The sequence below is a fragment of the Mesorhizobium sp. genome, from assembly GCF_004962925.1.
GTDB lineage: Bacteria > Pseudomonadota > Alphaproteobacteria > Rhizobiales > Rhizobiaceae > Mesorhizobium.
This window is the reverse complement of record NZ_SUEO01000059.1, coordinates 13,850-23,601: the sequence shown is the minus strand read 5'-3', so window position 1 is coordinate 23,601 and position 9,752 is coordinate 13,850. Positions and strand designations below refer to the sequence as shown.

Genomic DNA, 9,752 nt, shown 5'->3' with positions numbered 1-9,752 from the left:
ATTCCGAGGGGTGGGCCTGCTCCGAAGGGCCGATGTCGAAAATCCCGGAAAAGGAGGAGGCCGATTACCGCGCCTGCATGCTGGGCCTGCGCGATTACGTCAACAAGAACGGCTTCAAGAATGTGGTGCTCGGTCTTTCCGGCGGCATCGATTCGGCGATCTGCGCCGCACTTGCCGTCGATGCGCTCGGCGAGGAACGGCTGCGCGCCGTGATGATGCCTTACCGCTACACCTCGAAGGATTCACTGAAAGATGCCGAGGACTGCGCCCGCGCGCTCGGCTGCCGCTACGATATCGTGCCGATCTTCGAGCCGGTCGAGGGATTCCTGCATACGCTGACGCAGCTTTTCGAGGGCACCAAGGAAGGCATCACCGAGGAAAATCTGCAGAGCCGCGCGCGCGGCACCATTTTGATGGCGATCTCCAACAAGTTCGGCTCGATGGTGGTCACCACCGGCAACAAGAGCGAGATGTCGGTCGGCTACGCCACGCTCTATGGCGACATGAATGGCGGCTTCAACCCAATCAAGGACCTCTACAAGATGCAGGTTTATGCGCTGTCGCGCTGGCGCAATACACACGTGCCGCCTGGCGCGCTGGGCCCATCCGGCGAGGTGATCCCGAACAACATCATCGACAAGGCACCGTCGGCGGAGCTGCGCGAGAACCAGACGGATCAGGATTCGCTGCCGCCCTATCCGGTGCTGGACGACATACTGGAGTGTCTGGTCGAGAACGAGATGGGTGTCGACGAGATCGTTGCCCGCGGCCATGACCGGGCGACGGTGACGCGCGTCGAGCACCTGCTCTACATCGCCGAATACAAGCGCCGGCAGGCGGCGCCCGGCGTGAAGATCACCAAAAAGAATTTCGGCCGCGACCGCCGTTATCCCATCACCAACCGGTTCAGGGATGGCGGCTAGATCGCCGTTGTTCCTGTGAAATGGCTGCGGCCGGACGATCAGTGGGGACAGCCATGCCTGACTGTGAAATCAGCTTCGACGTGTCGCGGATCGACTTCCGGGCGACCTCCGACCTGTTGATGGCAAGCTACTGGGGCAGCGGGCGCAGCGACGAAGTCCACCGCCGCGCCTTTGCCAACTCGCTTTGCGTGGGCGCTTATGCCGACGGCAAGCAGATCGGCTTCGGCCGGGCGATCACCGATCGCACGGTGTTTGCCTATCTGGCCGATATCATCGTCTGGCCGGAATACCGCGGGCGCGGCATCGGCACGCGGCTTGTCCAGGCGCTTATCGATCATCCGGATTGCGAGACAGTCACACACTGGAGCCTGTCGACCAACGATGCCCACGCGGTTTACGAGAAACTGGGCTTCAGGCCGTCCACCGATGGCCGCTACATGCGGCTCGACCGTATTCCGGCAGCGTGAACAGGCGCCCCCGACGCACAACCCGCGATTGTTGCAAAATGGTCTCACTGGTTGGACCAGATGCGCTTTCGGTCGCTCGCTGGCTTGGCGTGGCGGTGAGGCGTCTCTATAAACGCCTTTCCGCGATTCCCTTGTGGGAGGACCGAATGGCAGGATTTGACATCGTTATGCGAGGCCGCGAAGCCTAGGTCTCGGACGCTCCGCTACAGGGTTTCTACCGCTGTAGCGATGCCTAACCGAGAACAGGCGTTCGTCGATGCCGGTCGCCGCCCGTATTCGGGCGAGCCGCCAAATATGCCGAACCTCCGCATTCCTGGGCGCTAATTCGCCCAACGCGGTTTTTTCAATTTTCGACCTTACCGGGACCGGGCTCGCTTGCGCCCGAATGACATCATGGCTCGTTTTCAGATAGATTTGCGCGCGGGCGCCTTTCGCAGCGTCCTTGGCTTCACGCTCAGCCATTGGCGACGCCAGCCGTGGCGGCTTTCGCTCATCATGGGCACGTTCCTGCTGTCGACCTTGGCCGACGTGCTGACGCCGCTCTATTCCGGCCGGCTGGTTGACGCCGTTGCCAGCAGCGCTGCGGCCGACGATGTCGCATGGAATGCGGCGATGGCGGCCTTTTCGATGCTGGTGGCGCTGGCGCTCACCGGTGTCGTGCTGCGCAACCTCGCTTTCATGGCCATCGTCGAACTGACCCTGAAGATGATGGCGGATATCGCCGCAGACGCCTTCCATCGCGTGCAACGCTTCTCCACCGACTGGCACGCCAACAGCTTCGCCGGGTCGACCGTGCGCAAGATAACCCGCGGCATGTGGGCACTTGACCTGCTCAACGACACGATCCTGATCGCGCTGCTGCCGTCGGTCGTCATGCTCGTCGGCTCGACGCTGCTGCTCGGCTGGTTCTGGCCGCTGATGGGTGCTGTCGTCGCTGCAGGTTCGGTGCTGTTCATCGCGGTGACGGCGCTGCTGTCGCTTGGCTATGTCGCGCCTGCCGCAAGGCTTGCCAACGCATGGGACACGCGCCTGGGCGGCTCGCTGGCCGATGCGGTGAGCTGCAACGCCGTGGTCAAGGGTTTTGGCGCCGAGGAACGCGAGGAAACGCGCCTTGCCAAGGTGGTCGCCAGATGGCGCGCCCGCACGCGCCGCACCTGGGTGCGCGGCACCGTCAACGGCACCACGCAAGGGGCGATGCTGCTGCTTCTGAGAACCGCGGTGATCGGATTTTCGCTGCTTTTGTGGTCGTGGGGGCAGGCGAGCGCCGGCGATGTTACCTTCGTGCTGACCTCGTTCTTCGTGCTGCAAGGCTATTTGCGCGACATCGGCACGCACATCCGCAATTTGCAACGCTCGATCAACGATATGGAGGAACTGGTCGACTTCCAGTCCGAGCCGCTCGGCATCGAGGATGTGCCCGGCGCCAAGCCGATCCGCATCACCGACGGTCGCATCAGCTTCGACAATGTCACCTTCCATTATGGCAGCCACCGCCTGCCGCTCTATCGCGACTTTTCGGTGGACCTCGCGCCGGGCGAACGCGTTGGGCTGGTCGGCCATTCGGGTTCGGGCAAGACGACCTTCGTCAAGCTGATCCAGCGCCTTTACGACGTGAGCGCGGGAGCGATCCTGATCGACGGTCAGGATATTGCCGGGGTGGCGCAGGCGTCGCTGCGCGGGCAGATCGCCATCGTCCAGCAGGAGCCGATCCTGTTTCACCGGTCGCTGGCCGAAAACATCGCCTATGCCCGGCCGAGCGCCACGCAAGCCGAGATCGAGCACGCCGCGCGGCTGGCCAGCGCGCACGACTTCATCGTCGACCTGCCGAAGGGTTACGGCACGCTCGTCGGCGAGCGCGGCGTGAAACTATCGGGCGGCGAGCGCCAGCGCGTGGCGATCGCGCGGGCTTTCCTCGCCGATGCGCGGATCCTCATTCTGGACGAGGCGACGTCGAGCCTCGATTCGGAATCGGAGGTGCTGATCCAGCAGGCGATGGAGCGGTTGATGGTCGGCCGCACGACTCTGGTCATCGCGCACCGGCTTTCGACGGTGCGGGCGCTGGACAGGCTTCTGGTGTTCGATCGCGGCCGCATCGTCGAAGAGGGTTCGCATGATCAGCTGATCCGGCTGCAAGGTGGCATCTATCGCCGGCTGTTCGAGCGCCAAGCGCTCGAATTGACCAAGGGGCTGGCGATGTGACGGGTTACAGCGCCGCGCCATCTTAATGGACGCGCGGCGCTGCCGTCTTTTCATCGCCTTTGTCATGTTCTATGTCTGCCGCAGAGCGCGGGGGCGTGTCTTGTCAATACGAAAATCATCCGGTACGCCCCGCCCATGACAGTTACCGTCCGTTTCGCCCCATCACCGACCGGCCGCATTCATATCGGCAATGCGCGCACCGCGCTGTTCAACTGGCTGTTCGCCATGAACAACAAGGGCCGCTTCATCCAGCGTTTCGACGATACCGACGTCGCGCGCTCGACGCAGGAATTCTCCGACGCCATCCTCTACGACCTGCATTGGCTGGGCATCTTTCCGGACGCCACGGAATACCAGTCACGGCGCTTCGAGATCTACGATGCGATGGTGGAGAAATTGAAGGCGGCGCGCCTTCTCTATGCCTGCTACGAAACACCGGAAGAACTCGATCTCAGGCGCAAGGTGCGCCGTACGCGCGGCCTGCCGCCGGTCTATGGCCGGGAGGCGCTGACACTGACGCCCGAGCAGATCGCCGAATACCAGGCTGATGGCCGCCGGCCGCACTGGCGCTTTCTCCTGCCCAATTTCACCAGTGATCCCTTAGCGCCGGAGCGCACCGAAATCCACTGGAACGATCTGGTGCGCGGCGAGGAAACCGTCGACCTTGCCTCGCTTTCCGATCCGGTTCTGCTGCGCGAGGACGGCACCTATCTTTACACGCTGCCTTCAGTGGTCGACGACATCGAGATGGGCGTCAGCCATGTCATCCGCGGCGACGACCACGTCACCAATACCGGCGTGCAGATCGCCCTGTTCCAGGCGTTGGGTGCCGAGCCGCCGGTGTTCGGCCACCATAATCTCTTGACCACCGCGTCGGGCGAGGGGCTGTCGAAGCGGAGCGGCGCGCTGTCCATCGAGAGCCTGCGCGAGACCGGCATCGAACCGATGGCCGTCGCCTCGCTGGCCGTGCTCGTCGGCACGTCGGAAAATGTCGTGGCGGTGCCTGACATGACCGAGCTTGCCGGGCGCTTCGATCCGGCCGCGACGTCGAAATCCGCCGCCAAGTTCGACCCGGACGAGCTTTTCGTGCTCAACCGCACGCTGCTGCACCATATGCCGTTTTCCGAGGCGCGCGACCGGCTGATCGTGCTCGGCATCTCCGGCGAACAGGCCGAGCCCTTCTGGCTGGCGGTGCGCGGCAATCTCGACAGGCTGGCCGATGCAGCAATCTGGTGGCGCACACTTCGCGACGGCCCGCAGGAGCAGCCGGACTTTTCCGACATCGACCGCGATTTCCTTCGCCAGGCGTTCGATCTTTTGCCGGAAGATCCCTGGAACGGGTCGGTCTGGAAAGAGTGGACGGGCAAGATCAGGGAAGCGACCGGCCGCAAGGGCAAGGCGCTGTTCATGCCGCTCAGGCTTGCACTTACTGGACAGCCTTCGGGGCCGGAGCTTGCAGACCTGTTGCCGCTGCTGGGTCGGGAAGGAACGCTGGCCCGACGGCCCTGACCTTGCGCTGTTCCGGCGGCAGCAAGGTCGTCGGCAAGGGCTTTAAAGCGAGGCGCTTGATGGCTTCGCGATCGAGCCCGCCTTCGACATTGGCCAACGTCTCTGGATCGGCACCCGGATCGGGTTTGGCGGCGGGCACCGGAACGGACGGCGTGGTCCCCACATCGGCCTCGGCCTGTTCCGGGCTTGGTGGATTGCCGGCAATGATCTCGAAATTCCGTGCGGCGTTGCAGCCGCAAGCCGGCGGACGCGATGTTTCGGGCTGCTTGTAGAGGTAGGCGGTCGGCAGTTCGCTGTAGGGCCTGCCGTTTATCGAAGACGTCATGTCAGCCGAATCGTCGCCAATGCCGCGCGTATAGAACACCTGCATCTCGGTGCCGGGGCAGCTCGAATCACAATTCTTCTGGTCGCGCTCGAAATCGCCCAGCGAGGCGGCATTCGACATCGGGAAGAAATAGCCGTCGCAGGTGCGCACGCACATTGTGCGGAATTCGCCGCCAAGACGTGGCAGGTCCATGCCGTCGGGCTGATTGATCATGGCGCGGATGCCGCGTTGTTTATCGGGATCGCTCGGCTCATCCAGCGCATTGGGCTGACTGGCGTCGCCCAAAAGCCGATCGAGCAGATTTCCGTTTTCACGGTTGGCTTCCAGGACAGGCGCACGCTTAGAAGGCACGGCGCTGTCGCGGCAGCCATTGGCGTCGAGCGAGGCCAATATGCGTGCGCGGTCACGTCGCGAGCCGCCGCCAGCGAGCTGCGCGCGCTTGACCTGCAAGGCATGGAGATTGACGTTCATGCGATCGAGCGTGGCATCGAGTGCGGCGCAAGCATTGCGATTGCGGTCGAACAGCGAAAAGCCGCAGCCGGCGCTGTTGGACTGGCGGCTTGCCTTTGCAATCTGCTCGCGCTGCCGCATGATCGCGTCGTCGTATTTCCTGAGCAGGGCCGGCTTGCCGCCGCCGCCACGCGCAGCGGCTGCGAGATTCTCCAACTGGCGGCAAACACGGGAGGCGGCCTGCGGCTCGGTGACGGCAAAGCTTGATAACGCCAGGGCACCGAACAGTGCCGCGGCACGCGTCAGCTTCCACCCTCCGCGCGTCATTCGTCTGAGCTCCGTTTACCCGACCGTCGAGAAAGCTACCGCGTTTGCGGTTAACTGTTTGTTCAGCTTACCGCGAAAGCCCGCTCTAGCCCAGATTTACGACCGCCTGCGCCTTGTGAGCCGCTTCGACCACGGCGAGCGCCGTCATGTTGACGACGCCGCGCGACGTCACCGACGGCGTCAATATATGCGCCGGTCTGTCGGTGCCGAGCAGGATCGGGCCGACATGCAGCGCGTCCATCATGGTGCGCAATGCAGTGAGCGTGATGTTCGCCGAATCGAGATTGGGGAACACCAGCAGATTGGCTTCGCCCTTCAGCCGCGAATGCGGATAGACGCGCTGGCGCAACTGCTCCGACAGGGCCGAGTCGGCATGCATCTCGCCGTCGCATTGCAGGTCGGGCGCGATGCGCGCCAGGATCGCCGCTGCCTGCCGCATCTTGAGCGCGCTTGGCGAGTCGCGCGAGCCGAAATCCGAATGCGACAGCAAGGCGGCCTTGGGCTCGATGCCGAAGCGCTGGATTTCTTCGGCCGCCAGCACCGTCATCTCGGCGATCTCTTCGGCCGTCGGATCGACGGTGACATGGGTGTCGGTGAGGAAAATGATGCCGCGCTGCGAGATCAGCATTGAAAGCGTGGACAGGTCGTGATCCCTGATACCGGCGCGCGGGCCGATGATCAGGGTAACATTGCGCAAATGCCGCTCGAAACGTCCTTCCAGGCCGCAGACCATGGCGTCGGCGTCGCCACGTTTGAGGGCAAGTGCTGCGATCACCGTATTGTCGGTGCGCACCATGGTGCGCGCGGCTTCCGTCGTCACGCCGCGCCGGCCGGCGAGCTCGATCAAAAGATCGACGTAGTGGCGATAACGGGGATCGTCCTCGGGATTGATCAGGCCGAAATCGACGCCCGGCTTGATGCGCAGCCCGTAGCGTTTCAGCCTGACTTCGATGACATGCGGGCGGCCGATCAGGATCGGCTCGGCGATACCCTCCTCCAGCACCACTTGCGCGGCGCGCAGCACGCGCTCGTCCTCGCCGTCGGCATAGATGACGCGCTTGGCGCTCGACGTCTTGGCCATCGTAAACACCGGCTTCATAACCAGGCCGGAGCGGAAGACGAAGCGGTTCAGCGTGTCGATATAGACCGTCATATCGGTGATCGGCCGTGTGGCGACGCCGGTGTCGCAAGCGGCCTTGGCCACCGCCGGCGCGATCCGCAGGATCAGCCTGGGATCGAAGGGCGAGGGGATTAGGAAATCAGGCCCGAAGATCGGTGTTTCGCCGGAATAGGCACGGGCGGCGACATCGGACGGCTCTTCGCGGGCAAGAGCCGCGATCGCCCGCACTGCGGCCATCTTCATCTCTTCGTTGATGGCGCTGGCGCCGCAGTCCAGCGCACCACGGAAAATGTAAGGAAAACAGAGTACGTTGTTGACCTGATTGGGGAAATCGGAGCGGCCGGTGCAGATCATCGCATCGGGTCGCGCTGCCCGTGCCGCTTCCGGCATGATCTCGGGATTGGGATTGGCAAGCGCCAGGATCAGCGGCTTTGGCGCCATATGCTGGAGCAATTCCGGTTTCAGCACGCCGGCGGCCGAAAGACCGAGGAACACGTCGGCGCCCGGCAGCACATCGGCCAGCGTGCGTGCCTCGGTGTCCTTCACGTAAGGGTCTTTCCAACGGTCCATCTCGTCGACGCGGCCCTTGTAAGCGACGCCGAAACGGTCGGTGACCCAGATGTTTTCGACGCGCGCGCCGAGCAAAACCAGCAAGTTGAGGCAGGCGAGGGCAGCTGCCCCGGCGCCGGAGGTGACGATCTTGATGTCGGAGATCGTCTTGCCGGCGAACTCCAGACCATTGAGCACGGCGGCGGCGACGATGATTGCGGTGCCGTGCTGGTCGTCGTGGAAGATCGGTATGGCCATGCGGGCCTTCAGCCGTTCCTCGACCTCGAAGCATTCGGGTGCCTTGATGTCTTCGAGGTTGATGCCGCCGAAAGTCGGCTCCAGCGCCGAGATCGTCTCGACCATACGCTCGATGTCAGGCGCGTCGATCTCGATGTCGAACACGTCGATGCCAGCGAACTTCTTGAACAGCACCGCCTTGCCTTCCATCACCGGCTTGGAGGCCAGCGGTCCGATGTTGCCAAGACCAAGAACCGCCGAACCATTGGAGACGACGCCAACCAGATTGGCCCGCGCCGTGTAGTCGGCGGCGGTGGCCGGATTGTCGCGGATTTCCAGACAAGGCGCCGCGACGCCGGGCGAATAGGCAAGCGCCAGGTCGCGCTGGTTGCCGAGCGGCTTGGTTGCCTGGATTTCAAGCTTTCCAGGCCTTGGATGCTTGTGGAAGTAGAGTGCGGCTTCGTCGAGGTCCGACCGGGCTGCTTTTTTGCTTTCGCCTTCCATGCCGGCCGCTCCTCAGTTCAGTCCGTTTGGTGTTTTGAGTCTCTTAGCATGCAGCCGCGGCTTTTCGAGGGGTGATATGTCGCAAGTGCGACGCTGACGCAGAAATGGGCCGCGCACGCGACACAACTGGTGGGGCTGCAGGTGGCCGATCCGCTCGGCTGACCGGCACTATCGAACATTCGGTCGGGATCAGCCGATCTTCAAATGACGAGAGCAGTCGCGCCAGCACAGAGCTTGGAGCTAATGTGAACGCGTTCTGCTGGGCGGCTTCTGGCGCAACGAAGTGCGCATGCGTGGACGATACTGCTGCGCAAACACCTGAGCGACGAGTTCGCGGCGACTGGCGACGCCAATCTTGTCAAAAACAGCCTTGAGGTGCTGCTGGACGGTGTGGTCGGATATGAGAAGCGTCGCAGCAATGCCCGCTGTTGAAACGCCGCGCAACACCAGCTGCGCCACCTCGGCCTCGCGGCGAGTCAAGCCATACGCTTGCAGCAGCAATGGCGCCAATTCCTCGGGCCGTGCCGGCTCCAGGATTACGGCTGTTTCTTGTGGTGCGGTTCGGCCAGACAGACGCGAAGCGTGAACGATAAGCCATTGACCGGGTCTTGTCTGCACACGCGCGCGCGGAGGTAGGGCGAGGGATGTGCCCGAGTTGCTTTCGAGCATGGTTAGCCGTGCGACGGCCGCGTAGATCACTTGTGGCAATTCGCGACGATCAGGCGAGTCGGCGATTTCGGCGAGCCAGTGTTCCCCCGCGACGGTCGATGACACTACTGAAAGGTCGTCGCTTAGCAACAGCAAGCCGGGTCCATCATCGCTGACAGCATTTTCTGCTTGCGCCAGAAGCAGCGCCCCACGGAGTCCTTCCGCAAGATGCGAAGTGAGGGCGGCCAGAAATTCAGTTTCATCGAGGCTAAAATTCGGTCCCTTCCTCTCACGGTGAAGACACATGAAGCCCCAACATGAATTGCCCAAACGCAATGCGGCTCGCAGCTCGTCACCGAAGCCAAGCGGCACGCAGATGTCGCGATAACGGGAACTCTGTTCAAGCCGGCCCTTGGTCGCGAGATACAAACTGTTGGCTGGCGAACGCGCGCCCGCCAGCTCCACCCATTTGTTTACGTCGTCTTGCATGAATT

General features: G+C 63.1%; 7 protein-coding genes. 4 read left to right on the top strand and 3 right to left on the bottom strand.

What is annotated here, in order from left to right; genetic code table 11:
* From E5W87_RS14315 to gltX, 4 genes are all read left to right on the top strand, one after another.
* On the top strand, window positions 1–923 hold a 923-nt coding region (locus E5W87_RS14315; RefSeq protein WP_292398200.1), incomplete at its 5' end, for an NAD+ synthase.
* Between the two features lie 53 nt (window positions 924–976).
* Window positions 977–1,390: a GNAT family N-acetyltransferase gene (locus tag E5W87_RS14310; RefSeq protein ID WP_292398198.1), complete on the top strand. Its 414-nt coding sequence runs from the start codon at window positions 977–979 to the stop codon at window positions 1,388–1,390.
* Between the two features lie 393 nt (window positions 1,391–1,783).
* Window positions 1,784–3,589 (top strand): ABC transporter ATP-binding protein, encoded by a 1,806-nt coding sequence (locus E5W87_RS14305; RefSeq protein WP_292398196.1) that lies wholly within the window; start codon window positions 1,784–1,786, stop codon window positions 3,587–3,589.
* Window positions 3,590–3,724: 135 nt separating this feature from the next.
* Window positions 3,725–5,098, top strand: a complete 1,374-nt coding sequence (gene gltX, locus E5W87_RS14300; protein ID WP_292398194.1) for a glutamate--tRNA ligase — start codon at window positions 3,725–3,727, stop codon at window positions 5,096–5,098.
* Here gltX and E5W87_RS14295 read toward each other — a convergent pair.
* The 3 genes from E5W87_RS14295 to E5W87_RS14285 form a co-directional block, all read right to left on the bottom strand.
* Window positions 5,016–6,200, bottom strand: a complete 1,185-nt coding sequence (locus E5W87_RS14295) for a DUF2865 domain-containing protein (protein ID WP_292398191.1) — start codon at window positions 6,198–6,200, stop codon at window positions 5,016–5,018. The genes gltX and E5W87_RS14295 overlap by 83 nt on opposite strands.
* Window positions 6,201–6,285: 85 nt before the next feature.
* Entirely contained in the window at window positions 6,286–8,610 is a 2,325-nt protein-coding gene (locus E5W87_RS14290) for an NADP-dependent malic enzyme (RefSeq protein WP_292398190.1), read from the bottom strand.
* Window positions 8,611–8,850: 240 nt separating this feature from the next.
* Window positions 8,851–9,752: helix-turn-helix transcriptional regulator (locus E5W87_RS14285; RefSeq protein ID WP_292398188.1), on the bottom strand; the 902-nt coding region annotated here is incomplete at its 5' end.

Excerpts from the sequence above, each read along its gene's own strand:
- E5W87_RS14310 (WP_292398198.1), top strand. The coding sequence starts at position 977 with ATGCCTGACTGTGAAATCAGCTTCGACGTGTCGCGGATCGACTTCCGG.
- E5W87_RS14305 (WP_292398196.1), top strand. The coding sequence starts at position 1,784 with ATGGCTCGTTTTCAGATAGATTTGCGCGCGGGCGCCTTTCGCAGCGTC.
- gltX (WP_292398194.1), top strand. The coding sequence starts at position 3,725 with ATGACAGTTACCGTCCGTTTCGCCCCATCACCGACCGGCCGCATTCAT.
- E5W87_RS14295 (WP_292398191.1), bottom strand. The coding sequence starts at position 6,200 with ATGACGCGCGGAGGGTGGAAGCTGACGCGTGCCGCGGCACTGTTCGGT.
- E5W87_RS14290 (WP_292398190.1), bottom strand. The coding sequence starts at position 8,610 with ATGGAAGGCGAAAGCAAAAAAGCAGCCCGGTCGGACCTCGACGAAGCC.